The following is a 26,020-nucleotide window of genomic DNA, read 5'->3' on the forward strand; positions in this document are numbered from 1 at the left end:
AATGATAGAAAAAATTTATGAAGAACTGGATTCAAGCTATGAAGAAATGGTAGATATCCGAAGACATCTTCACATGCATCCGGAACCATCTTTCAAGGAAACAAAGACAGCTTATTATATCCGCCATTTTTATGAGCAGCTTGGCGTTGAAGTAAAACACGGTGTTGGTGGAAATGGAGTGGTCGCCACAATCCGGGGCAGCAAACCAGGAAAGACTGTCGCTTTGCGCGCCGACTTTGATGCCCTCTCTATACAAGACCAAAAAGATGTCCCTTACAAATCCACTGTGCCAGGCGTCATGCATGCCTGTGGACACGATGGCCACACTGCCACACTGCTTATACTTGGCAAAGTTCTGCATACTTTCCGTAAAGAACTTAGCGGCACTTATGTTCTGATTCATCAACATGCGGAGGAATTGGCTCCAGGCGGTGCTAAATCGATGATTGAAGCGGGTGCGCTTGACGGCGTAGACCTTATTTTTGGCACCCACCTCTGGTCGACCACCCCTTTTGGCAGAATCGATTGCCGCATCGGACCGATTATGGCTGCAGCGGATTCATTTGAAATAAAAATTCAAGGCCGCGGCGGACATGGCGCCAACCCGCATGAAACAAAAGATGCTGTCGTTATTGGTTCTCAGCTCGTCACTAACTTACAGCAATTGGTTTCCCGCCGTGTAGATCCATTGGAGTCAGCTGTTTTATCCGTCACTTCCTTTGCCGCCCAAAACCCTTACAATATTATTGCCGACAATGCCGTTCTTGGCGGCACTGTCCGTACTTTCACTGAACATAACCGGGTTTTAATGGAGAAGGAAATGCAACGGGTTATCGAAGGTACAAGCATTGCAACAGACAGCTTGTACGAATTTAACTTCATGCGCGGTTATCCGGCAGTCGTTAACCATGAAAAAGAAACGATGTATCTGAAAGAAGTGGCAGCAAACGTTCCAGGTGTAACGGAAGTTTTCAATTGTGCCCCAAGCATGGGTGGAGAAGATTTCGCTTATTATTTGCAACATGTACCAGGCACGTTCTTCTTCACAGGCGCTATGCTGGACGGCGATGTTTACCCTCACCACCATCCTAAATTCGATTTTAAAGAAGAGGCGATGCTTGTAGCCGCTAAAACCTTGGCAGCTGCTGCATTAAATGCCCATGAATAAGAAAAGCCCCCGCAATTCAATTTGCGGGGGCTTTTCATTATTTCTTATTCTTAGATAAAGTCAGCGTTACAGCTGAAACAAGCAATACTGCTGCTGATGCAGCGAGAGCCACTAGCGGAGCTCCAGCTGCCAAAAGCACTGCGGCTACTAAAACAGCCTGCAGCACTTGCATCACAATGACAAGTTTTCTGACTGCCCGTTCCCTGCTGAAGTTTTTAAGCGGGAACAAATTATCCATCCTGAAATGCTGGGTCTGGTTCAGCCCCTGCCAAATTTGGATGGCTGATGCGAAAGCGAGCGCAGCCGAAAAAATCACGACTGCGATTGGAAACGGAATGAGCCAAGACCCTGCCATTGCAATAACCGTCAGCCGCACCCATAAATAAAACAATTCGTCTGAGCGGATGAACGTCCGCCATATTAAATAATAATGCGCATTTTCCGGTCCTCTTTTGACAAACCGGTAAACCCAATTCAGCCAGTTTCGTTCTTTGATTTTCCCTTTAATATGCGGGACATCGGTAAAATAATTGGCGAACTGGTAAAAACGCAGCATGCGATTTTCTTCCAAAGCGATAAAATGCTCGTAAGCAAACGGCTTCCCTGCCGCTCGCTGCTGAATCCATCTGCCATAAATGATGATCGCAAACAGGACCAGTACGGCAAACAGCATCTGTCCGCTGACATAGAGATAAACAAAAATCAATACAAGCGCAAAACGGACGAGACGATCCGTCCAGGCTTTATGCCCTGCGTGCGCTTTTCGGAAAGCGAATTCCGTTTGAAGGTTCCACCATTTCAAAAGCAATATTAAAATCGGAAAACCGATGAGCAGCGACGAAGGCAAGCCGTACAAAGCATTTACCATAGGCAATGAAACGACAAAAGCAATTACCGGCAAGTATAGCTGGGAAAAGAACGACCACTTTAATGCCGGCTTTAAAAATTGGTCCAGTTTGCTTTCTAGCGGCAGAAAATAAACCATATCCGCTTCTTTCAATAATGTAGTCGGCGGGCTGTAAGCCAAAAGCAAGCCGAAAACAACCGCGAGCAGCCAAGCGCCTGGAAAATCAGGCGGCACATTCTGCACCCACTCACTATACGCATAGCCAGCTGCACCAATAGCAAAAAGCAAGACGACGGCGATATGTCCGGTGAATATATACTTTAAATAATTCTGGACTTCAATGGTATATTTTTGAAGCCGTATTGACCATACTTCATGCAAGTTCTTCATTGACAGCATCCTCAGTCATCGCAATATATAAATCATCCAATGAAGCATCCGGCATATTGAACGCCTTTCGCAAATCTTTCATTGTGCCCATCGCCCGGATGCGCCCATTATGCAGCAGGATGATGCGGTCGCAATAGCGTTCCGCTGTCGACAGGATATGAGTCGACATCAGGACCGATGCCCCTTTTTTCTTTTGCTGTTCCATTTGATCGAGCAGCGACTTGATCCCGAGCGGGTCCAGTCCGACAAACGGTTCGTCGATGATGTAAAGAGCCGGATTTACCAGAAACGCGCTCATGATCATCACTTTTTGCCGCATGCCTTTTGAAAAATGCGACGGGAACCATCTCAGCCGTTTTTCCATGCGGAATTCCTTGAGCAATTCTGCTGATCGCTTCTCAAAAGCAGCCGAATCGATATTGTACGCCATAGCGGTCAGTTCCAAATGTTCACGCAATGTCAATTCTTCATATAGGACTGGTGTTTCAGGGATGTATGTAAACAGCGACCGGTAAGCATCCATGTCTTCTTCGAACGTTTTGCCGTTTAAGCGGATTTCTCCGGACTGTGGCTGCATTAAACCAATGATATGCTTGATGGTCGTACTCTTCCCTGCCCCATTTAATCCGATCAATCCGACCAGTTCTCCTTTATTGATCGAAAACGTCACGTCTTGCAGTACAGGTTTTCTTGTATACCCGCCTGTCAATGACTGGACTTCTAATATAGCCAATCTCAACACCTCTTTCTTTCAAACTATTGTATCAAAACTGGCCGATGATTTCTTTTACCAACAAGAAAATATGATAAACTGGAAAAAATGGAAAGGATGATGACAATGACCGATTGTATTTTCTGCAAAATAATTGCCGGCGATATCCCGAGCGTGAAAGTCTATGAAGACGAGCATGTTTATGCTTTTATGGATATTATGCCGCTTTCTAAGGGACATACCCTGCTCATCCCAAAAAACCACCGGGCATATATTTATGATTTGGCTCCCGAAGAAGCCGCTAACCTGTTTTCCGTAGCTCCTAAAATAGCCAGTGCTTTAAAAGAAACATTCGGACTGGAAGGCATGAATCTTTTAAACAACAATGGCGCCAAGGCGGGACAAAGTGTGCATCATTTCCATCTGCATTTTATTCCCCGCTACGATGCCACCGACGGCTTTGGTGCGAAATGGATGACAAAAGAAAAAGAATATACCTCCGAACGCATCCAGGAATTAGCCGAGCAAGTAAAAGGCAAATTGGTTTCGAATACTTGATTTAATGTATCATACAGGATAAAATCAGAATAAGTTTTTTCGCCGACGGCCATGAGGGCACGTACGGGAAAAACAAAATAGCGTAGAGCTGAGGAGAGATGAGAAAATGAATACGAAGAATTTGGTTTTAATGGCGCTGCTGGTCAGTGTCGGGGCTGCACTTTATGTGGTGATTCCTGGTTTTAGCGGCGGGATGAAACCCGACTTTATGTTAACGATGATGTTTATTGGAATCCTGCTTTTCCCGAATGTAAAGTCCGTGTTCTTACTGGCTGTTACAACTGGAGTGCTATCTGGATTATTTTCAACTTTTCCAGGAGGTTTTTTACCGAACATCATTGATAAATTTATCACAGCATTCGTCTTTTTAGCTTTGGTCCTTATTTTGAAAAAGTTTGTTGCAAAACTTCCAGTTGCCGTCTTCTTATGCGGACTTGGAACAGTATTATCTGGCTCGATTTTCCTGTCAGCGGCGATTTTTGTCATCGGTGCAGAAATTCCTTTTGGTGCATTATTCGTCACCGTTGTATTGCCGGCAATTGTACTAAACGGCGTTGCCTTTGCGATCATTTATCCGATCGTCATCAAACTGGTAAAACGCTCAAAGTTTGAAACAGCAGCTACACAAGGAGTATAAAATAGAAGCTTTTCGGCAGTAATATCGCCGAAAAGCTTTTTTTCGTTGAATCATCGTTCATCTTTATGTTTTAATTAAGTGAAATAAAGGAAAAGAACGATATAGGACGAAAGGGGCGTTTGGCTAATGAAAGCATCGACATTTTTTATGGGACTTGCTACAGGGCTTGCAGCAGGAGCTGCAGCTACATTGTTTTCAACTCCTCAATCCGGGAAAGAGCTTAGAAGCTCAGTGAAAACCGCATCCACGGATTGGAAAGAGAAATTAACAGATGTAAAAGAAAAAGTGAATGGATTGAAAGAATCCGTAGCGAAATTATCAGATGAAGCTAAAACTACTATTCCTGAGGCAACAGATGGATTAAAAGCGTCCATGCAGGAATGGCAAGAAAGTACAGCTCCCGCAAAAGAGCATCTTCAACTTGAAATCTTAGCAATACAAAATGCAATTGAAGCCTTGCAAAACTCGATTAGCAAAGATAAAAACGATAAAAAAGATAGAAAAGATGACCGCGATAACGGATAAGCTGCCTTGTGCAGCTTTTTTGTTTTTCCATTATTACTACAATGTTTGGTTTTGATAGCAAAAAAAGTTGAATTGTGCCATCAATTGAATAGATATTTATATTTTTAAATTTTTTTATTATTCACACTTCAATAAGTTTTGCTTTATTGCTATAATAAAGAAAATCATTTTGGGGGAAAGTTGGTGCTTTAATGAATGAACGCAATTATACCTATAAAGAAGCCATGTTGTTTAGCCAGCGCATTGGCCAGTTGTCAAAAGCATTATGGAAAGCTGTCGAAAAAGATTGGCAGCTATGGATAAAACCTTATGATTTAAATATTAATGAACATCATATTTTATGGATTTCCTATCATTTAAAAGGTGCCTCCATTTCCGATGTAGCAAAATTCGGGGTTATGCATGTATCGACTGCGTTTAATTTTTCGAAAAAGCTAGAGGAACGTGAATTATTGGCCTTTTCGAAACGGGACACAGACAAACGCAATACATATGTAGAATTGACCCCACAAGGAGAAGCGCTGATGCAGGAAATGATTGAGAAGTATCACGATACGCCTCATGCTGTCATTGATGGCTCTATGCCTTTAAGAGATTTATACGGTAAATTCCCTGAATTTTTGGATGTCATGGCTGTCATCCGCAACATTTACGGCGATGATTTTATGGAGATTTTTGAAGCTTCATTTAAAAATATCGAATCCAAATTCAGCGAAGAAAACCACATCATTGAAGTGATCGATAAATGATGAAAACGTTGTCTAAAATTTAATGTTATTTTTATTGCATTTCCTGGCAATTCGTTGTATTGTATGTATCGAATCAAAAGAGAAATCCACTTTTAGGAGATGCAAAACATGCATTGCTGGAAAACCATTAATGTAAAAAAACAATACGGACTCGATCGTTTATATATGATGTCTGCGTTAATCGCATTGGGAGTTTTTATGAGCTTCTATATTGTGCTGAACATCCTTTATTCCGATCCTTTGTCCGACCAAAACTTCCTGTTATTCCTTGGTGCCATTCTTGCCATCTATCCATTGCATAAACTATGTCATTTCCTGCCGCTCATCGGCTGTCGGAAGTGCATAAAATTGATTGTAAAAAAACAGCTTAAAGTATTCCCGATGATCTCATTGCACATCAATGAGCCTGTACCAAAAATCCGATTTATCTTGACTCTTGCATCACCTTTCCTACTTATCAATACATCAATTATCATCATGAGCTTGCTCATGCCCGTTTACAGCCATTATTTTGCGATGTTGCTTGCTTACCACTGCGGCTTATGTTTGACAGATTTAGTTTATATGCGGAACTTGGCTCATTCTCCTAAAGACGCATTAATTGAAGAAACAGACACAGGTTTTGAAATTCTTGTACCTGAACCGGTAGCCTAATCCTGTTTTTTCTTCCCGTCTTTGTTATACTAGAACCTAAAGTCAGAGGGGAGGAAACTCATGATTATCGCATTTATAGTGATGTTCTCTGTATTTTACTTGTTCCAAATTAACCGAATGACATTGGCGCTTGTAACTTCACGGGAAATTCCTGAAGAAAACCACCAGAAAATTTTTCGTACAATCAATATATTGATCACAATTTTATTGGTATCATTGTACGTAGGCGTAGAATTTACTCCTTAAGTTCAATTGCCCCGGGCATTTGAACTTTTTTTATCCCGCTTAAACGGTCAGTAATGGGTGCCTACTTCTATAAGGTAAAGTTTCTCTTTTAAGGAAACTTTTTGATTTTTTAAACGTTTGTGTTATAGTAACAACTGCATTTAGATAGAAAGTTGGGAGCGAAAAAAATGAAAAAATCAATACTTACCCTGTCTTTGGCCGCGTCAGTTCTTGCATTGTCAGCATGCAGCGACAGTGGTTCAGGTGATGAAGTCATCGTAGAATCAAAAGTTGGGGATATTACACATCAAGACCTGTATGAAGAAATGAAAACTTCTGTCGGGGATCAAGCACTTCAAATCCTAATGATTGAAAAAGTACTTGCCGATAAATATGAAGTGACTGATGAAGAAATAGAGGCTGAATACAAAAGCAATGAAGAGCAAATGGGTGAGAGCTTCGAACAATTCCTAGCTCAAAATAACCAAACCGAAGAAAGTTATAAAAAAGTGATCCGATTGAATTTATTGCAAGAAAAAGCTTTGACGGATGGCGTTGAAGTAACGGATGAAGAAATCCAAGCGCAATATGACCGCCAAGGCACTGAATTGAATGCCCGCCACATCCTGGTGGCTGATGAAGAAACAGCGAACAAAGTGAAAGAAGAACTGGACGCTGGTGGAGATTTTGCAGCACTTGCTGAAGAATACTCAACAGATACCGGTTCAGCAGCAAACGGCGGCAGCCTTGACTGGTTCGGTACAGGAGCAATGGTACCTGAGTTTGAAGAAGCTGCATACGCTTTAGAAGTGGACGAAATCAGTGAACCGGTCCAATCACAGCACGGCTTCCACATTATCCAGGTAACGGATAAACGTGAAGTTAAAGATCAGCCGGCTTTGGAAGACCAGAAAGAACAAATTCGTTCGGACCTGGCTATGAAAAAAGCCGATCAAACCACTTTAGTTCCTAAAATCGCTGAAATGATGAAAGAAGCGGATATCGAAATCAAGGACGAAGATTTAAAAGGCGCCCTTGATGAAATTATCAACGCTGAAGCTGCACCAGCTGAATAAGCAATAGCCAGCCCCCCGTTCTTTGGAACGAGGGGTTTTTTAGATCTTTGAGAAAAGCCCCTTTTTATTCATTTCGTTTCAGAACGGGCGGTCCACGAGCTTTAGCGCAAATAAAATGTGCAAAATACTATTGCCTAATTCATTCCTTTCGGAGTCTCACCTGGACTCGTACTTGGCCTTAACGCTCGCTTTTTTAAAAAAGAGATAACGCAGGCGAAATCTGAAGGCAATTGGTCTTTCTGGCTTCAAGCGAGAGTCTTACCAAAAGCGGCCATAACGGTCTGCTTACTTCAAACAACATAAAAAAAGACCATAGACAGCCCGAATCTCTCGAGTTTGTCTACAGTCCGAAACTTCGTTCTTTGCAGCGGGAGTTTTTTTATTCAATAGTAGGTTTATAAAATGACCGGTTATCCAATGGGAATAAGCGCTCGGTGAATTCCCCCGGTTTGGCTTTGGCCAGTGCCCGGTCGAGCATCATCATTTTCGCATCGATATTGTCTATATAATGGAGTATTTCCGCTTCTTTGATCATCGGCTTTTTCGGACTTCCCCACTCTTCTTTTCCGTGGTGAGACAAAACCATATGCTGAAGCAAGAGTACTTCTTCTCCGTCTATTTCCAATTCCTCAGCTGTTTTAGAAATTTCCGTCACCATAATAGAGATGTGTCCAAGTAAATTCCCTTCAAGCGTGTAGGTCGTGGCAATCGGACCTGACAATTCAAATACTTTTCCAACATCATGAAGGATGATGCCTGCATACAGCAAATCTTTGTTCAAAGTCGGATAAATCTCGTATAGAGCTTTGCCGATTTTCAACATGGAAACCACGTGGTCTGCGAGGCCGGAGACATAATCATGGTGGTTTCTGGTTGCTGCCGGGAATGTTAAAAATTGCTGTTGGTATTTTTTCAGAATATGGCGTGTGATCCGTTGAATATGCGGATTTTCCATTTGGAATAAATATTGCATAATTTCTTCAAATAATTGGTCCGTTGTTTTATCTGAAGAAGGCAGCAAGTCGGCAATCGATTGGTTTTCTTCCGGTTTTGCCGGGCGGATGCTTTTGATGCGCAATTGATTCTTCCCGCGGTAGTTATGGATTTCTCCTCCTACCCGCACAATTGTTTCAGCAGCAAATAATTTTTCATGTTCGTCTTTGGTATCCCATAATTTTGCTTCAATATCCCCGCTCTTATCTTGAAGAACAAGCGACATAAACGGATTTCCGGTTGTTGTGACCCCTTTTACTGACTGCTTAATCAGCAAAAATTCATCAACCGTTTCTCCGACTGCGCGCTGGGTAATTCCTTTTGTCATATTTGAACACTCCTCTCGATAGTAGCCACGTCAATTATTGAAGCATTTGGCCAAGCTTCCGGCATCGCTTCATGACAAGTAAAATAGATGAATTGGTGATTCCCTTGCAGCTCTGTTATTAAGTTTATCATTTGCTGCAGCCGGCTGCGATCAAAATGAACAAAGGCGTCATCCATGACAAAAGGGAAAGGATGGCTCGACTGCATCGATACGGCCAATGACAGCCGGAGCGATATATAGGCCTGCTCTTTTGTCGCCTGGCTCAGTTCAGCAATATGAAAACGCATGCCATCATTTCGGACGGCTTCAAAAAATCCTTGCGGGTTCATTTCCAGTCCGCTATACGCATCTGAGGTTAGCTTCTTGAAATAGGATTGTGCTGATGCAATCACCGCCGGCAGTTTCTTTTCTTTCAGTTCTTCCATCGTTTGTTTAATTGCAGCGATAATTGCTTTATCTATTGACCAGCGTCTTGCAAGATCAGCCAGCTCTTCTTTTTTCTCTTCAAATTGCTGCAATTTATCTTCATACGTTTCATCTTCTAAAAGAGATTTTGTCGTTTGCCGTTTTTCCGCCTGTTCTGCCAAAAGAGTGTTGCGCTCATCTTTTAATTTCTGTAAAGCTGTTTCATACGCTGACAGATGGTTTTCTGCGTTTTCCTGGTTCAAATCATCCAGAACCTCAAAGTCACCAATAGCTTTTAGCTGGGACTCGATCGGCGCTAGCTCTTTTTCCAATTCTGCTTTTCTTCCCCATTCATCACATAAACGATAAAACTCTTCAACCGTTTGGGCATTGGCTTCTGTGAGCAAATGTTGCTGCTCTTTTTGAATTTGTTCTATCAATGCAAATGATTGCTCAAGTTCCGCTTGCAGGGCGTCACCTTTTTCCTGCTGTTTCAATTGTTCTTCCAGTTTTTGTTTGCGGAGGTTCAATTCTGACCGTAAGGCGGCGTATAGGTCATCCGCTGCCAGTGGCTTGCCATATACTTCTGAAGCTTGCTCTAGCCATGCGTGAACCTGTTGTGAAAGCACGGTAAGCTCTTCGTTTATCCGCTCTGCTCTTGAGTGGAGAGCATGGGTCTGGCGCAGATTTTCAAACAAAGTTAAAACTGTGCTTCGGCTGGTACTTGGATTGAGGCCGAGTTGCTGCAAAAAATTCCCGTACGCTTCTTTCGCGGGCTGAGTCGTTGCTTCCCCGGACAAATCGGCCACTCTCCTTTTAGCCGTATCCACGGTTTCGAGTAAATTGTCCAGGTTCCGGTCAAAACGATCCAATTTTTGCATCAACGCTTCCAGTTCGGCTTCTTTTCCTCCGTAGCGATCCAATAATTTCAAGTGTTCAACAGACAGGTTTTCAGGTTTGCTGTTCAGGAAACGGCCCCAGATCCCTCCTCCAGCCGCCAGCAAGCCAAGGCCTGCCATGAGAAAGTTCGTCTGTATTATACCTGCTGTTAACCCAAGGATTCCAAGTGCCATCAGCAAATAAAACAAGGCCGGTGAATGACGGGATTGCTGTAATTGCTGGGCCGCTTTAGCTTGTGCAAATTTTGGCTGTGCAGCCATCCATCCTTCTGCCAGTTCCCGCTCTTTTTCCGTGGGTTCTGCGCTCAGGAAATATTTTAGTTCTTTTTCCGCTTCTGCCAATTTGTTCTTTTCTTCCAGCAATTTTCTCTCACGATATCGCTTTTCTTCTTCTTCTAAGTCTGCTTTTTTAATATGTTCGAGAAGCAGTTCTTCCTGGCTTAATGAAACATTCGCCTGAAGAGCATCTTCCTCTCTCATTCCTATTAAAGCTAGAATTCTTTGCTTTTCGTCCAGCAATTTTATGGCCTCTTCTTTTTTCTGCCGCAATGCCGAGCATAGCTGAAGCCATTCTGATTCTATGGACAGCATTTGCTCGAGTGCTTCAATATCCATTGGGCCTTCAGCCTTGTACGTAATCGCTGCCTTTTCTTTTTCCGTATACTCCACTTTTGCTTTCACTTCAGACAGCCTATCTGCCAAACGATCCATCCGCCGTCTGCCGTCTGATGGAAAATCAGAAATATTAATTTCATTGATTGCGCTTTCTAAACGGTTTTTCTTATTCATTAACGGTGCCGCCTGCTGCCATTTTTCCATTGATTTCATTTGCTGGCTTAGCCGCTTTTCTTCATCGTTCATTTCTTGCAAGCGTTGTTCAATGGTTTGAATCCGGCTCAAATAAGGTCCGTAAAGTTCTGTGCGGGATCTGTGCTCTTTTAATTCACTTTCAATCTTCTTCAATTCTTCAATGATTTGATTGATTTCGGGATTGCGTCCAGACTTTTTAAAAACTGCTGCCATTTCTTTTTCTAAACGGCTTTCCAGTTTTGTAATAGCATCCACGCCCGTTGTTCCCGAAGCCAGCAAAGTCCGGCTCAGCTCATCTTCGGTCATGCGCTCAAGCCCCTGCAATTCATGGATGGAAAATGAAAAAATGGATTCAAATGAAGTTCTGTCATAATCACGCAGAATCATTTTTAATTCCGCGTCGGCTCCGCGGGTGCCATCTTCAAAGTAAACGGTCACGTCGCCGGCCGACTTGCCTTTGACCCGTTCTATAATGACCCGGCCGAAAACCTCATCACGGATATGTAGCTGTCCTCCATATTTGCCGCCGGATTTAGGCTCATAGCGCAGCATATTCTGATTGCGGGAAGGATAACCAAATAAGGTCTGGATGATAAACTGCTGGATTGTTGTTTTCCCCGCTTCGTTGGCACCATAGAAGATGGACATTTCGGGATCAAGAGCGATTGTCCGGTCCTGGTGTTTGCCAAATCCGTAGATAACTAATTTTTCGATTTTCATCGGCTCACTCCTCCATATGCATGCCGCGACGGATTTTTTGCGCTGCTGCTGCACGGATTTCTGCCGTTGCTGAAGAATTCAACGGCTCTAAAAACCGGCTGCCTTTAGGATGCCGGTATAAATCTTTCAGCACATCTTTCCAGTCATTGAGCTGCCAGCCTTCCATTGCATTCATGATTTCTTCGCCAAGCGGAGTCAATTCAGCATCAGCGGCCGTATCGTCAAAAGAAATGGCCTGCACCCACACGAACTCATCCAGCATTGCGAAAGATTCCCGGATCGTCTCCACCAGTTCTTCTACGGACGTTTCTTTTAACATTTCCGCTGCTTCCCGGTCCATATTGCTGAACTCCAACTCCACTATGCCTGGGCCATAACCTTCAGCAAAGCTTTGGGCCCCTGATATACAGGCATCAAGCAATTCGTTCATATGCATCAAGCCGCTGCAGTCGATACGGATGCTATCAAACTGAATAACAGAGGATGGAATGAAGGACAATTGCGAAGTGCCTTCTGAAATGCGCACATCGTAAAATCCTTTTTTTCCGTTTTCGTTTCGGTGTCTGCCTTGCAGATTTCCCGGGTAAACGATGGCGGGATCCGAATGCAATTTTTGCCGGACATGGATATGGCCAAGCGCCCAATAATCATAATTCTTGCTGAGCAATTGCTGTTTGGTAAACGGAGCATATACCGCATGCGAGGTCTCCCCTTCCATGCTGCCATGAAGCATCCCGATATACACTGCATCTTTTTCTTCAGCTGGAGGATAATAATGGATCACCGGTTCTTTTATATGGCGTTGTCCATAACTGAATCCGGTGATGACCACATCTCCATTCCGGGTAGCTAAGCGGAGCTGAGAAACGGTTTCGCCAAAGATATGCACATTTTCCGGCAGTTCAAAGCGCATCCATCTGCCGCTCAAGTGGTCGTGGTTGCCATGGCTTAGAACTACCGGGATATTGGCATCAAAAAGCCGCTGCATCCCTTGCTGAAAGCGGTGCTGGGCCCGGATGCTGCGGTCTTCCCCATCATAAATATCGCCGGCTATCAATAAGAAGTCCGGCTGCTCCTCTACCGCATAATCGATCAGCCGGTCAAATGCATCCAATGTACTGTCTTTCAATTTTTTCCACTGGTCTTTCTGCAAACCTCTCATGCCGGAAAATGGGCTGCCTAAATGCAAATCTGCTGTATGAAAAAAACGTATCTCCCGCATAATTTAACTCCTTCGGAAACCGAATATTTGTTCTTATTTTAACACGATAGTGAATGAAAAAAAACTGTTTGCAGGAAAACTTCCTGCAAACAGTAAAGATGGTTATTTATTTTCTCCTAAACGAATAGCTTTGCGGATATCTCTCAGAGATTGCGAAGAGCCATACATCAGCACGCCGCCACGGTATACCCGTGCTCCGAACCAGCCTAGAATAGCGATTGTCACCAGCATAATAGCTATTGACAAAAGCGGTTCCCATAGCGGAATATCCAGCATTCCGACGCGTAAAAACATTACGAGAGGTGCAAAAAAAGGAATATAGGAGGATATCGTGACAAACTTCGCTTCCGGAACTGAAATTCCTGAGAACGCAATAAATGAAGCGATAATGATTAAAAACATCATTGGCAGCATTAATTGTTGGACATCTTCAGTCCGGCTGACCAAAGAACCGAGCAATGCCGCAAGAACGGCGTATAAGAAATATCCCAGCAGGAAAAACAGGACCGCGAATAAGAACGTACTGATTTTCACATCCGAAAATCCAAAAACACTGAACGCGCCTTCCGAAAGATTGGTTCCCGCCGTTTTAATAGCGGTAAAGCCCGCCAGTCCAAATACCATCATCTGTAAGATTCCCAGTGTCCCGATGCCAGCAATCTTTGCAAACATATGCTTGACCGGTGAAACGCTTGAAATCAAGATTTCCATGACACGCGAAGATTTTTCGGTGGCGACTTCCATCGCAATCATATTTGGATAGTAAATGACAGCTACATAAATTAGCATGATCAAAATATATACCAGTCCTCTTGCCTGGCTCAATTCTTCTTGTGATTTTGATGTTTCAGAAATAGCTTCCCGTTCAAACGAAGCCGGCAGGAATAATTGACTGACTTCATTGTGATTAAGGCCCATGGTTTCAGCCGCCACAGCGGTTTGAAGCGACTGGACCGCTTGTTCAATATCAGCGCCGCTGCCCATTTCATTTGCAGATTCCGACACATAGCGTGCTGATAGCTGGCCATTATGTTCCAGTATCAAGTATGCCTCAATCGTACCTTCACTTATGCCTTCTTTCAATTGCTGTTCCGTCAAATCCGTCGGCATGGCCTGAGTATCACTATCGGCCATCTCGAGTTGCTGCTGCAAGGCCGGCACGAGTCCACCAGAATGATCAATCACATGAAGAACATTCGCCTCTTCATCATTGCCTTGAAAGACTTCAATAATATTTGATAAATTTGCCAGCAAAAAAAACGCCGCGCATACAACAACCGTTGTAATAATGAAGGATTTTGTTTTTGCCTTTGTCAAGAATGCCTGTTTAAAGATAATCCAAAAACTATGCATAAGCTTTACCCACCTTCGCGATAAATATTTCTTCTAAAGAAGGCTCTTCAATAGCGAAGTGGCGTAGTGCACCAAGCTTCATCGCTTCTTTTAGAAGCTGCTGGGCTGTGGCTTCATCCGTAATCTGGAATAAAGCACCGTCATGGGTTTTAGTGAAGTTTTCAACCCCTGCTATGCTGCTTAAGCCTGAAAGATCCTGATCCATTTTAATCCGGACATTCTGTTTTCCGAACGATCTCTTTACTTGACGAATAGAGCCGCCGACAACGATTTTCCCTCTGTCCAGAATGCTCATGTCATCACATAGCTCTTCGACATGGTCCATGCGATGACTTGAAAATACGATTGTCGCCCCTTGTTTTTGGAAATCCAAAATCGCACTTTTCAGCATTTCCACATTTACAGGGTCGAGTCCGGAAAAAGGTTCATCCAATATCAGCAAAGACGGTTTATGTAATAAAGAAGCGATCAACTGGATTTTCTGCTGATTTCCTTTTGATAGTTCCTCCACTTTTTTGGAAGCATAATGTGGAACTTCAAAACGCTCCAGCCATTTATGGGCTTCCTGTTTTGCTTCTGCACTTGGCATCTTGCGCAATTGAGCCAAATAAATCAATTGGTCTTCCACTTTCATTTTCGGATAAAGTCCCCGCTCTTCCGGCAAATAGCCAATTTCCGGGCTTTCAGCATATGTAATAGGTTTTCCATTCCATCGGATTGTTCCTGCTGTCGGATTTAGCAATCCAAGAATCATCCGAAAAGTAGTGGTTTTTCCGGCGCCATTTGCACCTAAGAACCCATGCATCTGCCCTTGCTCAATCGATAATGACAAATCATCGACAGCAGTAAATTCGCCGAATTTCTTCGTTGCATGTTCAACTATCAATGCCATTTCTATTCCTCCTTTTGATAGATATTATACGGGTCAACTGTCAAAATGTTTCAAAATCGGAGGACTTTTTAGAAGAAAACCGATATACTTAAACTGAATAAGCATTCAGAAGGAGTTGTTCCCCATGAGAACCTATAAACTGACCGCATACGAGCAGACTGGCAAGTTAATAATAGAAGAAACATTCACAGCTGAAAACGACGAACAGGCAAGAGACAAAGGGCGGGCCATCCTCGAAGAAAAGGATCTCGTCAACCAGACTCACCGCCTCGCTTCACCTGCAGGCAAACTGTTGTTGTTCCATTCATAAGAAAAAAGCATGGCAAAGCGCCATGCTTTTTCCAGGCTGTCGAGAAACTCCGGATAGCCTTTTCTCATTTCGCTCCAGGGCGGACGCTTTTCGCGGGGTGCGGCCTAAGCCTCCTCGCTCGCTGGCGCTCCCTGCGGGGTCTCAGGACTCGCCCTATTCCCGCAGAAGTCGCCGCCTTCCGCTGCATTCAGCTTTGTTTGGTCACCTTTTGTGATTCTCTAAAAGAATGACTTGTTTGAGCATATTCTCTTTTATTGCTTCCTGCTCTCCAGATATGGAGCCAACCAGCGGGAAAGCGAGACAGCCGAGACCCTGCAACGCTTTTTCATGTCTCGAAGCCAGCGAAGCGATGCAGAGACAGGAGCGCAGCGACGAAGCGGCTTGGCGCTCGCCCGCGGCAAGCGCAGCTGGTTGGCGGAATATCGGTTAAGGAAAGATCACTAATAGAAACTTTAACTTCCTCAACAAGCTGAAAAAAAGCATGGCAAAGCGCCATGCTTTTTTCATTTCCCTTGAAACTCGGGTTTGCGCTTCTCGACAAAAGCTTGTATGCCTTCCAGATGATCGGTGCTTTTGCGCATCTCGGATTGGGCAGCCGCTTCCATTTCCAGCACCAGCTCCAGTTCTTTAACTTTCAATTGATGCAGGATGTGCTTAGAAGCAAGCCGCGCTCTAACAGGAGACTGCAGCACTTGTTCCGCATAATTTTCAGCGTGCTCCAATGCCAAGCCTTCAGCCGTCACTTCATCAATCAATCCTTTTGCCAGTGAATCATGCGCTTTCAAGATCTGTCCAGACCAAATCAGCTGTTTCGCTTTGGGCACACCGATGCGCTCTTTCATAAAGAAATGGCCGCCTCCGTCTGGTACAAGCCCGATACCGATAAAGTTCATCGCCAATTTGCTGTTTTCCTCCGCAATGATGTAGTCGCAGGCAAGAGCCATGCTAAAACCAAGTCCTGCAGATGCACCATGAATCGCTGCCACAGTAATTTGCGGCAATGTATAAAGCGATTTAGCCAACCGTGTCACTTCTTTCATGACCACGTCAATATCCATTGGCTGTTCAGGATCCATCATTTCCTTGATGTCTCCCCCTGCTGAAAATGCTCTTCCTTCCCCGTGGATGATCAGCACTTGCAGCGTGCTGTCCTCGAGCAGCGATTCAAAGCATTCCGCCAGTTCCGCCATCATTTTCCCGTTCATTGCGTTCATCGATTGTGGCCGATTCAGCTTTAAATAACCAATGCGTCCTTGTTTCGTCAATTCAATCGTTTCAAACATACAAAAAGACACCCTTTCGCAAAATGAATTGTCATTCATCTTACGTATTCGGTGCCTTCTTGTTAAAATCCTTTATTTAGCTGAAATTACATTGATTCGTAAAGTGACTGTACCGGCTTGATCAAGACGCGGTTGACTTCATCGATAATTTGGCTTAAACCCATTTCGGCTTCAAGCATTGCCAGGATTTTCGGATCTCCTTGTGCTGCTTGTGCAGTTGCTTGAGCGTTTACCATTTCTTCTTCTGTGATTTCTTCGCCTTGGGCTTGTTTTTGCTGAAGCGTAATTTGAAGATCACGGAAGTTTTTGAACAACTGGCTTGATTCACTGTCAGCTGTTACAGCTTCCACGGCTTGCTTCAATTTGCTGAATTCCTCGGTGTTGCGGAACGTGTTTTCTAGTTTGTTGATATCATCGTAAATATTGACTGTCATCATCATTCTCCTCTACATTGTATTTAACGTTATGCTGATAATGCCTTGGAAAACTCCGATGAATCCTCCAAGAAGAAAGCCCAGTGCTGTAATCATCTTCAGCTCTCTTTGGGAAATCCCGAGAACCAGTTCTTCCAGGCGGCTTAATGGCAAAGAATCTACCTGCTCTTTTACCATGCTTTGGATATCAATCTTCTGCAAGGCATCTTCCAATTTCACTTCCCCTTGCTCGAAAACAAAGTCCGTCAGAAGCGGGATAAAGTTGGCACTTGTCCATTCTAACCCTGTCGGCCAAGTCTCTGCAAGTGTCCGGTCCATTCGCCCGTTCACATTGGCAATCTCGTGCACATATTGTTTAACGGCAATAAGCGCCGGATCGAAGTCAAATTCCTTTAATAATTCATCTGCTCTTCGATCCTGAAGCTTTTCCCATTCGCCGTAAGCCAAAGTGATCACTAATTCAAACGTTTTTGGCGAGTTAAGAAATTTAATGATTTCCGGCTGAATCCGGTCGACAATCGGCTTCGATTCTCCTAATAACGAATGCAGCATATGTCCGAAACGGCCGCGTGATTCCAAAAATTCATCAAAAAACGTTTTAACGGTTTGGCGCCCTTCAATGGAAGCGAAATAATCCGATCCTTGGTCGATGCCGTACTTCACTCCGTGAATCATTTTTTGCTCTGTTTCTTCCTTCCAGTTTTCCGGAAGCAATTCTCCAATTGTCTTGCCTTCAATATAATCACGTAATCCCATTGCCTGACGATCAACTAATTCGTCCAGTTTCAATCCAATCCGGTCACCAATGTTCTGTTGGCCAGCAATTGCTAACCAGTCATTTATTGTTCGTGGCGATTCGAAAACATGGGTTTTCAGTTGTTTATAAATCCATGTTTCCACTCTCTGTCGCATGTCCTCATTAAAAAAGCGCTTTTTAAAGGTTTCCGGCGTCAGCAAATGCTGAACAATGGTCCGGCCTAATTGTGTCGAAAGTTCATCACGCCGCTTTGGAATCAAGCCAGGTGTGAATGGCAGCCGCCAGCTGCCGATGTAGATGGCTTTATAAGGACGGAAAAGCATTTTGATGGCGATGAAATTTGTGACGCCCCCAATCAATGCGCCAATGACTGCCATTAAAACGATTGTCAGTATACTGTTCACTATCTTCACTCATTTCTTTTTCATCTTTGTCAATCACATAAAATCCGCTTATAATGAAGGTGAATGATAAGGAGGATTTGTATGCTGCAGCATTTTAAGTTTAAACCGATGTTTGAAAATTCCCAGCTGCCGGGCTGGAACATATCCTTTTTTTATAAAAATGAACGGATAACCGGGGAATACCATCCTGACGGCAGCATTGTCTGGCTGTCCAAACAACCAGAGGACGAAGAGACTGTAAAAAAAATGATACATGAGCTGATGCTCTTTCATGTATACGATTGAAGCGCTGGAAAGTTCCGGCGCTTTTTGTTTACCGCTTTATTATTATATGTAAGGTACAAAGATTTTAACAGTATTTGCATTTAGTTATGGAATGGGATCGTTCTTTTAAAACGTTTCCTGTTTCCTTTCTATTTGAAATGCAGCAGCCTTCCTCTAGTTTGGTGCAAATGCCCACTCTGAACCTAATTATTTCTCTTTCCTTCGAAAATCCGAGAGAAGAACTTTAGAACTCCAGCCTACAAAAAAGGGAATGCCCCTTTACCCAACGTGCTGGGTATGGGACATTCCGGATTGAATTTGATACATCTGATAATATTGGCCGCCAAGTTTCATCAACTCATCATGGGAGCCGGCTTCTGCAATTTCCCCGCGGTCGAGCACTAGAATACGGTCCGCGTTCTTGATGGTCGACAAACGATGGGCGATGATGAAAGTGGTACGTCCTTTTTTCAGCACTTCCATCGCATGCTGAATGATTTCTTCCGTTTCAGTATCGATATTCGAGGTCGCTTCATCCAAAATCAGGATGGCCGGATCAAATGCCAAAGCTCGGGCAAAAGAGACCAGTTGGCGCTGGCCTGAAGACAAGGTACTGCCTTTTTCCACTACAGGTTCATCAATGCCTTCGGGCAAATGCTTCAGCACACGATCACCGCCTACAGCAGCAAGCGCATCTTCCACCATTTTGCGGGTAATCCGCTGGTCGCCAAGCGAGATATTCGACTCGATAGTCCCGGTGAATAAATACGGATCTTGCAATACAATGCCCATATGTTCACGGACAGCTTGGCGTGACATGTCCGCAATGTCAATTCCATCAATGGTAATCCGGCCTTTTGTAGCATCATAAAAACGGAATAGCAAATTCATGATGGAACTTTTTCCGGAGCCTGTGTGGCCGACTAAGGCGACTGTTTCGCCTTGTTTTGCTTCAAAAGAAATATCCTTCAAGACATACTCTTCTTTTTCGTATGCAAACCAGACATTTTCAAAACGGACATTTCCTTGATAACGCGCAACTTTTTCGTCCTTCACCGGTTCGCCGCTTCGGTCAAGCAAGCGGAAAACCCGTTCCGCTGCAACGAGTGCCTGCTCCAGCTTTGCAAACTGATTAACAATTCCACTGATCGGATTGAATAAGCGGATAATGTAATCCACAAAGGCATAAAGCACACCCACTGTTACAGCTGAATCTGTCGAAATGGCATTTGTTCCGAAATACCAGATGAACACAACAAAGACCAATGAGCGGAGCACGCCAACCATATTATAAGAAGCCGTTGCTTCCAACAAGAGCAGCTTTTGCTGGAATTTGTAATGTTTATTATTCATTTCCTCAAATTCCGCTTCCATCTGCTTCTCCCGGCGGAAAGCTTGAATGATGGTCATCCCTTGTATCGATTCGTTGATCATGGCATTCATATCGCTCAGTTTTTCCCGGACAACGTGATTGTATCTGGCTGCAAACTTCCGGTATACAAGCATCCAGCCATATAATAGCGGAACCAGCACCAGCATCATTGCCGCCAGTTGCCAGTTCAGATAAAACATCGCTACATAAATGCCGGCCATATACATAAAGCTTGTAGCAAACTGCGACAATACCGTAACGAATAGTTCACGTATCGCTTCTGTATCATTGGTAATGCGGGAAACGACCTTTCCTGCAGGCAAACTATCAAAATAGCGGATCGGCAATGTTTGGACATGTTTATACACATCATTGCGCATTTTTTTAATAATGCTGTTTGCGCCCTTTTGCAAGTATAAATACTGCAAAAAGCGAAATACCGCTGCCAAAATACCCAGTCCCAGATAAATGGCCAATAAATAAGCGATCGGCTCAAAATTCAACGTGCCGCCTACTGGTGCGATATGGTTATCGATGATTTCTTTCGCAACGAGCGGTGCCGCTAAGTCAGCTGCTACCGTTACAGCCAATAGCACTAACCCCCATATTAATACCCCTTTAAAATGCATGGCATACTGGACTAATCGTTTTCCTGTCCCCATACTTACACCTCCTCAATCTGCTGGCGGAGGAATTGTTCATTGTACCAACCTTTTGTTTTCAGCAAATCTGCATGTGTTCCTTCTTCAATGACTTTGCCATCATCGAGTACCACAATCCAATCGGCATGCTGAACTGCTGACAGCCGATGTGTCGTGATGATGGTTGTTTTCCCGGAACGTTCCGCCTGTATATTTTCGATAATTTTCGCTTCTGTTTTCGCATCTACGGCAGATAAAGAATCATCGAGAATGAGGATTTCCGGATTTTTAATCAACGCTCGAGCGATTGAAATCCGTTGTTTTTGGCCACCGGATAAAGCGACTCCTTTTTCCCCTACCAATGTGTCTAACCCATTGGGCAGCATTTCTAAATCTTTTTCAAAATGCGATAGCCGAATCGCTTCTTGAATATTCTCTTCCGATGCATCCGATTTCCCAAACAGAATATTGGCTCGGATGGTACGGGAAAACAGTACATGGTCCTGTGGCACATAACCGATCCAGCTGCGCAGCTGATCTTTCGTCAAGTCGCTCAACTCAACGCCATTCAACATGATTGATCCTTCGCCCACTGGATATTCTCTCAATAATTGCTTGACGAAAGTCGTTTTTCCGCTGCCCGTCTTCCCGACAATACCAAGTGTCTGGCCGCTGTTCATCGATAAATTGATGCCTTGCAGATTGATTGAACTCGATTGCGGATAAGTAAAACTGAAATCATGGAATCCGATATGGCTCGGCTTTTCAATAAATTCAGGTTTCGCCGGATCTGTAATATCCTCTGCATAATCGAGTGTTTCGTTTACCCGGTCCACCGAAGCATTGCCTCGCTGCAGGATATTGATCATTTCACCAATTGCAAACATCGGCCAGACAATCATTCCGAGATAGACGTTAAAGGCTACCAGGTCACCGAGCGACATGGTGCCTTCCGCGACCAGGAATGCACCATACCCCAAACCAATCATGTAACTGACAGTAGTCAGGATTTTTGTGACCGGCATGAATAAGGCATCGATGCGTTCAACCGCCATGTTTTTCTCATATACGTCATTCGTCATATTTGCAAAATCTTTTTCAGACGCCCGCTCCTGTACGTAGGCCCGGATCACCCGGACACCGCCCACAGATTCCAATACGCTGTCGTTCATTTCCCCGAAAGCATCTTGGGCAGCTGTATAGCGTACATGAATTTTTTTCCCGAGTATTTGAACGATAATCGCAAGGATTGGCAGAGGGATAAGCGCAAAGAACGTCAATTCCCATGACACGAGAAAGCCCATTGCGACAATGATCGTTGCCATATACAAGGTGGAATCGACCATAGTCAGAATTCCAAATCCCGCTGTTTCCGAAATCGCCCGCAAATCATTTGTCGCCCGCGCCATTAGATCTCCGGTCCGATTTTTCTCGTAAAAAGTCGGCGTCATTCTTAAAAACTGGGCCATCAAACTCGAGCGGAGCTGGCGTTCGATCACGTATGCCCCTCCAAAAAGTTGATATTGCCATACGAAGTTTATAAGATAAGCCAATACCAGTGATGCCACTAGCACGAGAATATATTGCCATAGTAATTGGCTTGTCAGCTCTTGTTGAGCGATTGAATCGATTGCAACCCCAATAAGCCAAGGTGGAACAATCTCTATGACATTCGCTACCATCAATAAACTAACCGCAATGGTATAGCGAAGCCAATTTTCTATGAAAAACCATCTTAATTTCCATAACACACTAAACATCAGTTACTCCTTCTTTCTTCTCCGATTTCTGCTAATCGCCTTCCAGCGATTCCTTGATCATAATTTTCCGTTGCTGGGGTCTTTTCATTTTTATTCTCTCCTTTAATTTTTTTATATTTGAACAGCCTTCGGCTGGACAAAACGCTTTAATCGTTCGAACAACAAAAAACACGCACCTATTTTCTAGGCGCGTGCGCATGAAAAAAGGACTGGTTTCAGACCAGTCCCTTTTTATTTCCACTTCCGAAATAAATTCAAAGGCAAAAAAACGGATGGTCTGACAATAGTATAGAGTTAGGCAAAAATGCAATCATTGTTTTTTTCATTGTCAAAACCTCCTTTTCCTTTGATTTGGTAATTCAAGAGTACCACCCGCATTTTCTGATTGTCAAGATTTTTCGAAATAAATTGAAATTTACTGGCCATCTGATAGTTTTATCACTTTTCATCAGCTCTGCCCTTCCACTTCAAAAAAATTCAGAACAAACATTCCTATGGCAAAAGGCAAAATGTTTCATTTTCTAGGTCTAGGGTAATTTATTAATAAGAAATATTGAATCGGAGTTGAATAGTATGTACCGAAATATTGCTGTTGCCTATGACGGTTCGGATGGAAGCCGCTTAGCCTTTGATAAAGCGATTGAGTTTAAGAAATTGCTTCCTGATATCAAAATGACCATTATCTACGTCAATGAGCAATTTCATGAAAGCATGGGTTTGATGGAATCCGGCGGTGCTGCTCCTCGAGTAGTTTCAGCAAATGTCGACAGCACATACGCACAATTTATGCCACCCGATATGGAAAGCGGCAATACACGCCGAACAAATGACTACGTTGATACATCGATCGAGTTTTCTAAGCATATGCATAATTCCATTCATCAGCAGCTCGACTCAAAAGGTGTAGAAGCAGATGTATTGGCTTTAGAGGGAAGCGCCGGCAAAACAATTCCGGCTTTTATCGAAGAGCAAAATGTAGATTTATTGATTATTGGAAACAGCGGGAAATCTGGTCTGCAAAAATTTTTTGTGGGATCCGTCAGTCGTAAACTTATTAAAGAATCCCCTTGCTCTGTTTTAGTGGTAAAATAGCTTCAAGTCTACCCTATGAGTAGTAGGTCTTTAAATCTGCAGGGGTAGACTTCTTTTTATGATAATTTATTGATTTAATACTATAAAATGGCACGATTTTATTAGTTTAGAAGTGACGGTGGTGGGTATAGAATACTAAATAGAAAAGTTACTAAAGAGGAAGAAGGGAATCAGCCATGACAAAACATACCGTATATTTTCTTTCTCCTCACCAGCACCGCGGTCTCATGGCTGAAATTTGGGCAAACCGCCTGGAGCTTACCGATTGGGATATCAGGAGTGCAGCGTGGGGTGGCCAGCCTTCTTTTACTGATACTCCATTTGAGATTATGAAAGAAATCGTATTGGACTTGCCGGAAGTCCAACCGCGTATTTATAACCCGAAAGAAGTAAGTGAAGCGGATTTGATTATTGCCTTGCACGATGAGGAATTTGATATTGCTGACATTCCAGCAGATTTGCCAGTACAGAAACTAGTGCGATGGGATATCAGAAATCCCGAACTGCGGACATCTGACAAATCTGAGCAATGGGCACTTTATCAGGAAATCTGTGATGAAATTGCGGTGAACATTAAAAAGTTGGAACCCTATTTCCGTTCCGTATACATGTAAACCCCCTTCACTTTATAAAGTGAAGGGGGTTTTTTATGTGTAAAGGATGGCACGGACCGGACTTCCTTCGGCACCTTTTATTTTAAGCGGCAATGCCACAAGCTGATAAATGCCTTCTGGGACATTGCTTAATACAATTCCTTCAAGGATATATCGATCATTGCGGTTCATTGCCATATGCATCGGCAACTCTTTGCTTGTTTTGGCGTCTACTGAAGGCACATCAACACCGAGAAGCTTAACGCCGCCCTCCGCCATCCATTCTGCGATTGATGGATCAAATAGTGGCCAAGTTTCCGGAAAGTTTGTCCGGTCTTCCCAGGAATCCGTCTTCAGCAAGATTGCCGTTACTTCAGATTCCACATTCGGCAAATCTGTCCGGGTAATCCGGTTTATCCCTCTTACATCAATCACTTGTGCTGTCGTCAAATAATATTTGAGTGGCAATTCATCAATTTTTATGCCGCCTTCGTCATAATGGAATGGGGCGTCGACATGAGTCCCGATATGTGTACTGGTGACGACTTTACCAACATTGACCGAACCGCTTTGTTCAATCGTTGCCGCCAGCTCATATTGGAACGGGATGTCCCCTGGCCATTCCGGCGTCTGCCCGTTTAGTTCCATTGAAATGTCGTAAATTTTTTTATTCGCCATCTACGCCACCACATTTCGTTCATTGGTATAATTCTTGTACAATTCCTCGTCCACAATCGTTTTCAGACGGCTGACCATTTCTTCCACATCTTCAAAAGAAGTATATAAAGCTACTGGCGCAAGCCGAATGATATTCGGTGCCCGGAAATCAGGAACGACACCCGCTTCTTTTAAAGCTTTGCAGATCCGTGCAGCTTCTTTATGGGCCAGTGCGATATGCCCTCCCCGTTCTTCGTCTCTTTCAGGCGTCACATCTTCCAATTCCGGAATCTGTTTGGCTACCAATTCCCGCAATAACCGGGTTAATTGCAGTGACTTTTTACGGATATTCTCAATGCCTGCTTCTTCGAATATTTCAATGCTGCCAAGAAGTGGGGCCATACTGAAGATATTCGGGGTTCCTACTTGATAGGCCCCCGCCCCTTCAGCTTTCGCAAATGAATGATCCATATCAAATTGCCGGGTTTTATCGGAGCCAAACCATCCCGCCATTCCTGGCAGCAAATGGTGGTGGCGCTCATGGAGATACAAACCGCCTGTGCCGCCTGGACCAGAATTCATGTATTTATAATGGCACCAGACAGCAAAATCTACTCCATCATCATGTAGCTTGTGTGAAACCGCGCCGATAGAATGGGCCAAATCGAAACCGACAAGAATCCCTTTCTGATGTGCAGCTTCCGTGATCTCTCGAACCGGCAGCAGCTGTCCGCTTCGGTACAAAACGGAAGGCAGCAATAATACGGCCACCTCTTCCGTTAATTGTTTTATAATGTCATCCAAAGACAAGGTATAGCCATCCCGGCTCTCGATTTTTCCCATAGCCGTTTCAGGATTTAAGCCTCGCAGCCGCAGGTGGCTTTCCACCGCGTATATATCTGACGGGAAATTCAATTCGTCTACTACGATGACGGACCGGTTTTCCGAAGGCTGGAAAACTGTCGACAGCATTTGATGGATATTCGAAGTGATGGATCCGGTGACCATCACTTCATGCGGCAATGCTCCGACGAGTGGTGCAATTCGTGCGCTCAAATCTTCTGCAAGCGTAAACCATGGATGGCTGCCTTCTGTCCAGCCGTCTATGCCATGTTTTTTCCAGCTTTCCGCCAATTCCAACAGCTTGGTTTCCGCTCTTTTTGACATCAGCCCAAGTGAATTTCCATCCATGTAAATTTGCTTTTCCCTTTGATAAAACTCCTCTTTGAAACGGTTCAGCGGGTCAATCCGTTCTCCTTTGTCTACGTTTGCCACCATACATCCCCCTTA

26 protein-coding genes are annotated in these 26,020 nt (G+C 43.8%); 12 read left to right on the forward strand and 14 right to left on the reverse strand.

The genetic code is table 11. The features are described from left to right. Position 1: 1 nt before the first annotated feature. The gene (locus AC3AQ9_RS16690) at positions 2-1,168 is read left to right on the forward strand and encodes an amidohydrolase (protein ID WP_488308619.1); all 1,167 of its coding nucleotides are present in this window, start codon (positions 2-4) and stop codon (positions 1,166-1,168) included. Positions 1,169-1,205: 37 nt separating this feature from the next. Here AC3AQ9_RS16690 and AC3AQ9_RS16695 read toward each other — a convergent pair whose 3' ends face one another. Further along, a complete protein-coding gene (locus AC3AQ9_RS16695) occupies positions 1,206-2,405 on the reverse strand; it encodes an ABC transporter permease (RefSeq protein WP_488308620.1) in 1,200 nt (399 codons plus the stop codon). Next, the gene (locus tag AC3AQ9_RS16700) at positions 2,389-3,138 is read right to left on the reverse strand and encodes an ABC transporter ATP-binding protein (RefSeq protein ID WP_488308621.1); all 750 of its coding nucleotides are present in this window, start codon (positions 3,136-3,138) and stop codon (positions 2,389-2,391) included. Before AC3AQ9_RS16700 ends, AC3AQ9_RS16695 begins: the two co-directional genes overlap by 17 nt. Positions 3,139-3,243: 105 nt before the next feature. Here AC3AQ9_RS16700 and AC3AQ9_RS16705 point away from each other — a divergent pair, with 105 nt between their 5' ends. From AC3AQ9_RS16705 to AC3AQ9_RS16735, 7 genes are all read left to right on the forward strand, one after another. After that, entirely contained in the window at positions 3,244-3,675 is a 432-nt protein-coding gene (locus tag AC3AQ9_RS16705) for an HIT family protein (RefSeq protein WP_488308622.1), read from the forward strand. A gap of 106 nt (positions 3,676-3,781) precedes the next feature. Beyond that, positions 3,782-4,312 (forward strand): tryptophan transporter, encoded by a 531-nt coding sequence (locus AC3AQ9_RS16710; RefSeq protein ID WP_488308623.1) that lies wholly within the window; start codon positions 3,782-3,784, stop codon positions 4,310-4,312. 126 nt (positions 4,313-4,438) lie between these two features. Next, positions 4,439-4,837, forward strand: coding sequence for a YtxH domain-containing protein (locus AC3AQ9_RS16715; RefSeq protein WP_488308624.1), 399 nt, complete (start codon positions 4,439-4,441; stop codon positions 4,835-4,837). 191 nt (positions 4,838-5,028) lie between these two features. Further along, positions 5,029-5,586 carry an HTH-type transcriptional regulator Hpr gene (locus AC3AQ9_RS16720; RefSeq protein WP_488308625.1) on the forward strand — a complete coding sequence of 186 codons (558 nt, stop codon included), beginning with the start codon at positions 5,029-5,031 and terminating at the stop codon, positions 5,584-5,586. Between the two features lie 108 nt (positions 5,587-5,694). Beyond that, positions 5,695-6,240, forward strand: a complete 546-nt coding sequence (locus tag AC3AQ9_RS16725; protein WP_488308626.1) for a DUF3267 domain-containing protein — start codon at positions 5,695-5,697, stop codon at positions 6,238-6,240. Positions 6,241-6,300: 60 nt separating this feature from the next. Then, entirely contained in the window at positions 6,301-6,486 is a 186-nt protein-coding gene (locus AC3AQ9_RS16730; protein ID WP_006828367.1) for a hypothetical protein, read from the forward strand. A gap of 167 nt (positions 6,487-6,653) precedes the next feature. Then, the gene (locus tag AC3AQ9_RS16735) at positions 6,654-7,541 is read left to right on the forward strand and encodes a peptidylprolyl isomerase (protein ID WP_488308627.1); all 888 of its coding nucleotides are present in this window, start codon (positions 6,654-6,656) and stop codon (positions 7,539-7,541) included. Positions 7,542-7,920: 379 nt separating this feature from the next. On the opposite strand, the gene yhaM is transcribed toward AC3AQ9_RS16735, so the two are convergent. The 5 genes from yhaM to AC3AQ9_RS16760 form a co-directional block, all read right to left on the reverse strand. Next, positions 7,921-8,862, reverse strand: coding sequence for a 3'-5' exoribonuclease YhaM (gene yhaM / locus AC3AQ9_RS16740; protein WP_488308628.1), 942 nt, complete (start codon positions 8,860-8,862; stop codon positions 7,921-7,923). After that, a complete protein-coding gene (locus AC3AQ9_RS16745; protein WP_488308629.1) occupies positions 8,859-11,696 on the reverse strand; it encodes an ATP-binding protein in 2,838 nt (945 codons plus the stop codon). The genes yhaM and AC3AQ9_RS16745 overlap by 4 nt, the downstream gene beginning before the upstream one ends. Positions 11,697-11,700: 4 nt before the next feature. Continuing rightward, on the reverse strand, positions 11,701-12,918 hold the full coding sequence (locus tag AC3AQ9_RS16750; protein WP_488308630.1) for a metallophosphoesterase family protein: 1,218 nt from the start codon (positions 12,916-12,918) through the stop codon (positions 11,701-11,703). Positions 12,919-13,020: 102 nt separating this feature from the next. After that, positions 13,021-14,271: an ABC transporter permease gene (locus AC3AQ9_RS16755; RefSeq protein WP_488308631.1), complete on the reverse strand. Its 1,251-nt coding sequence runs from the start codon at positions 14,269-14,271 to the stop codon at positions 13,021-13,023. Continuing rightward, a complete protein-coding gene (locus AC3AQ9_RS16760) occupies positions 14,264-15,163 on the reverse strand; it encodes an ABC transporter ATP-binding protein (RefSeq protein ID WP_488308632.1) in 900 nt (299 codons plus the stop codon). The genes AC3AQ9_RS16755 and AC3AQ9_RS16760 overlap by 8 nt, the downstream gene beginning before the upstream one ends. Positions 15,164-15,287: 124 nt before the next feature. Here AC3AQ9_RS16760 and AC3AQ9_RS16765 point away from each other — a divergent pair, with 124 nt between their 5' ends. Continuing rightward, positions 15,288-15,473: a YhzD family protein gene (locus AC3AQ9_RS16765; protein WP_488308633.1), complete on the forward strand. Its 186-nt coding sequence runs from the start codon at positions 15,288-15,290 to the stop codon at positions 15,471-15,473. 503 nt (positions 15,474-15,976) lie between these two features. Here the strand turns inward: AC3AQ9_RS16765 and AC3AQ9_RS16770 are convergent. The 3 genes from AC3AQ9_RS16770 to AC3AQ9_RS16780 all read right to left on the reverse strand — a co-directional run bounded on the left by AC3AQ9_RS16770 (position 15,977) and on the right by AC3AQ9_RS16780 (position 18,351). Beyond that, positions 15,977-16,756, reverse strand: a complete 780-nt coding sequence (locus tag AC3AQ9_RS16770; protein WP_488308634.1) for an enoyl-CoA hydratase — start codon at positions 16,754-16,756, stop codon at positions 15,977-15,979. Between the two features lie 86 nt (positions 16,757-16,842). Then, positions 16,843-17,190 carry a YlbF family regulator gene (locus AC3AQ9_RS16775; RefSeq protein ID WP_488308635.1) on the reverse strand — a complete coding sequence of 116 codons (348 nt, stop codon included), beginning with the start codon at positions 17,188-17,190 and terminating at the stop codon, positions 16,843-16,845. A 12-nt stretch (positions 17,191-17,202) separates the two neighbouring features. Further along, positions 17,203-18,351 carry a DUF445 domain-containing protein gene (locus AC3AQ9_RS16780; protein ID WP_488308636.1) on the reverse strand — a complete coding sequence of 383 codons (1,149 nt, stop codon included), beginning with the start codon at positions 18,349-18,351 and terminating at the stop codon, positions 17,203-17,205. Positions 18,352-18,432: 81 nt separating this feature from the next. Here AC3AQ9_RS16780 and AC3AQ9_RS16785 point away from each other — a divergent pair, with 81 nt between their 5' ends. Further along, a complete protein-coding gene (locus AC3AQ9_RS16785; protein ID WP_488308637.1) occupies positions 18,433-18,636 on the forward strand; it encodes a YheE family protein in 204 nt (67 codons plus the stop codon). Positions 18,637-18,894: 258 nt separating this feature from the next. Here AC3AQ9_RS16785 and AC3AQ9_RS16790 read toward each other — a convergent pair whose 3' ends face one another. Both AC3AQ9_RS16790 and AC3AQ9_RS16795 read right to left on the reverse strand, forming a co-directional pair. Beyond that, entirely contained in the window at positions 18,895-20,649 is a 1,755-nt protein-coding gene (locus AC3AQ9_RS16790) for an ABC transporter ATP-binding protein (protein ID WP_488308638.1), read from the reverse strand. 2 nt (positions 20,650-20,651) lie between these two features. Further along, entirely contained in the window at positions 20,652-22,388 is a 1,737-nt protein-coding gene (locus AC3AQ9_RS16795) for an ABC transporter ATP-binding protein (RefSeq protein ID WP_488308639.1), read from the reverse strand. 573 nt (positions 22,389-22,961) lie between these two features. Between AC3AQ9_RS16795 and AC3AQ9_RS16800 the strand changes: the two genes are divergently transcribed. Further along, positions 22,962-23,480 (forward strand): universal stress protein, encoded by a 519-nt coding sequence (locus tag AC3AQ9_RS16800; RefSeq protein WP_488308640.1) that lies wholly within the window; start codon positions 22,962-22,964, stop codon positions 23,478-23,480. Between the two features lie 176 nt (positions 23,481-23,656). Further along, on the forward strand, positions 23,657-24,094 hold the full coding sequence (locus tag AC3AQ9_RS16805; protein WP_488308641.1) for a low molecular weight phosphatase family protein: 438 nt from the start codon (positions 23,657-23,659) through the stop codon (positions 24,092-24,094). A 33-nt stretch (positions 24,095-24,127) separates the two neighbouring features. Here AC3AQ9_RS16805 and AC3AQ9_RS16810 read toward each other — a convergent pair whose 3' ends face one another. Together AC3AQ9_RS16810 and kynU are read right to left on the reverse strand one after the other, a co-directional pair. Then, on the reverse strand, positions 24,128-24,751 hold the full coding sequence (locus AC3AQ9_RS16810; protein WP_488308642.1) for a cyclase family protein: 624 nt from the start codon (positions 24,749-24,751) through the stop codon (positions 24,128-24,130). Then, positions 24,752-26,005, reverse strand: a complete 1,254-nt coding sequence (gene kynU / locus AC3AQ9_RS16815) for a kynureninase (protein ID WP_488308643.1) — start codon at positions 26,003-26,005, stop codon at positions 24,752-24,754. Positions 26,006-26,020 lie beyond the last annotated feature (15 nt).

The organism is Planococcus sp. VCh962, from assembly GCF_057748275.1.

Excerpts from the sequence above, each read along its gene's own strand:
- AC3AQ9_RS16690 (WP_488308619.1), top strand. The coding sequence starts at position 2 with ATGATAGAAAAAATTTATGAAGAACTGGATTCAAGCTATGAAGAAATG.
- AC3AQ9_RS16695 (WP_488308620.1), bottom strand. The coding sequence starts at position 2,405 with ATGAAGAACTTGCATGAAGTATGGTCAATACGGCTTCAAAAATATACC.
- AC3AQ9_RS16705 (WP_488308622.1), top strand. The coding sequence starts at position 3,244 with ATGACCGATTGTATTTTCTGCAAAATAATTGCCGGCGATATCCCGAGC.
- AC3AQ9_RS16710 (WP_488308623.1), top strand. The coding sequence starts at position 3,782 with ATGAATACGAAGAATTTGGTTTTAATGGCGCTGCTGGTCAGTGTCGGG.
- AC3AQ9_RS16715 (WP_488308624.1), top strand. The coding sequence starts at position 4,439 with ATGAAAGCATCGACATTTTTTATGGGACTTGCTACAGGGCTTGCAGCA.
- AC3AQ9_RS16720 (WP_488308625.1), top strand. The coding sequence starts at position 5,029 with ATGAATGAACGCAATTATACCTATAAAGAAGCCATGTTGTTTAGCCAG.
- AC3AQ9_RS16725 (WP_488308626.1), top strand. The coding sequence starts at position 5,695 with ATGCATTGCTGGAAAACCATTAATGTAAAAAAACAATACGGACTCGAT.
- AC3AQ9_RS16730 (WP_006828367.1), top strand. The coding sequence starts at position 6,301 with ATGATTATCGCATTTATAGTGATGTTCTCTGTATTTTACTTGTTCCAA.
- AC3AQ9_RS16735 (WP_488308627.1), top strand. The coding sequence starts at position 6,654 with ATGAAAAAATCAATACTTACCCTGTCTTTGGCCGCGTCAGTTCTTGCA.
- yhaM (WP_488308628.1), bottom strand. The coding sequence starts at position 8,862 with ATGACAAAAGGAATTACCCAGCGCGCAGTCGGAGAAACGGTTGATGAA.
- AC3AQ9_RS16745 (WP_488308629.1), bottom strand. The coding sequence starts at position 11,696 with ATGAAAATCGAAAAATTAGTTATCTACGGATTTGGCAAACACCAGGAC.
- AC3AQ9_RS16750 (WP_488308630.1), bottom strand. The coding sequence starts at position 12,918 with ATGCGGGAGATACGTTTTTTTCATACAGCAGATTTGCATTTAGGCAGC.
- AC3AQ9_RS16755 (WP_488308631.1), bottom strand. The coding sequence starts at position 14,271 with ATGCATAGTTTTTGGATTATCTTTAAACAGGCATTCTTGACAAAGGCA.
- AC3AQ9_RS16760 (WP_488308632.1), bottom strand. The coding sequence starts at position 15,163 with ATGGCATTGATAGTTGAACATGCAACGAAGAAATTCGGCGAATTTACT.
- AC3AQ9_RS16765 (WP_488308633.1), top strand. The coding sequence starts at position 15,288 with ATGAGAACCTATAAACTGACCGCATACGAGCAGACTGGCAAGTTAATA.
- AC3AQ9_RS16770 (WP_488308634.1), bottom strand. The coding sequence starts at position 16,756 with ATGTTTGAAACGATTGAATTGACGAAACAAGGACGCATTGGTTATTTA.
- AC3AQ9_RS16775 (WP_488308635.1), bottom strand. The coding sequence starts at position 17,190 with ATGACAGTCAATATTTACGATGATATCAACAAACTAGAAAACACGTTC.
- AC3AQ9_RS16785 (WP_488308637.1), top strand. The coding sequence starts at position 18,433 with ATGCTGCAGCATTTTAAGTTTAAACCGATGTTTGAAAATTCCCAGCTG.
- AC3AQ9_RS16790 (WP_488308638.1), bottom strand. The coding sequence starts at position 20,649 with ATGGGGACAGGAAAACGATTAGTCCAGTATGCCATGCATTTTAAAGGG.
- AC3AQ9_RS16795 (WP_488308639.1), bottom strand. The coding sequence starts at position 22,388 with ATGTTTAGTGTGTTATGGAAATTAAGATGGTTTTTCATAGAAAATTGG.
- AC3AQ9_RS16800 (WP_488308640.1), top strand. The coding sequence starts at position 22,962 with ATGTACCGAAATATTGCTGTTGCCTATGACGGTTCGGATGGAAGCCGC.
- AC3AQ9_RS16805 (WP_488308641.1), top strand. The coding sequence starts at position 23,657 with ATGACAAAACATACCGTATATTTTCTTTCTCCTCACCAGCACCGCGGT.
- AC3AQ9_RS16810 (WP_488308642.1), bottom strand. The coding sequence starts at position 24,751 with ATGGCGAATAAAAAAATTTACGACATTTCAATGGAACTAAACGGGCAG.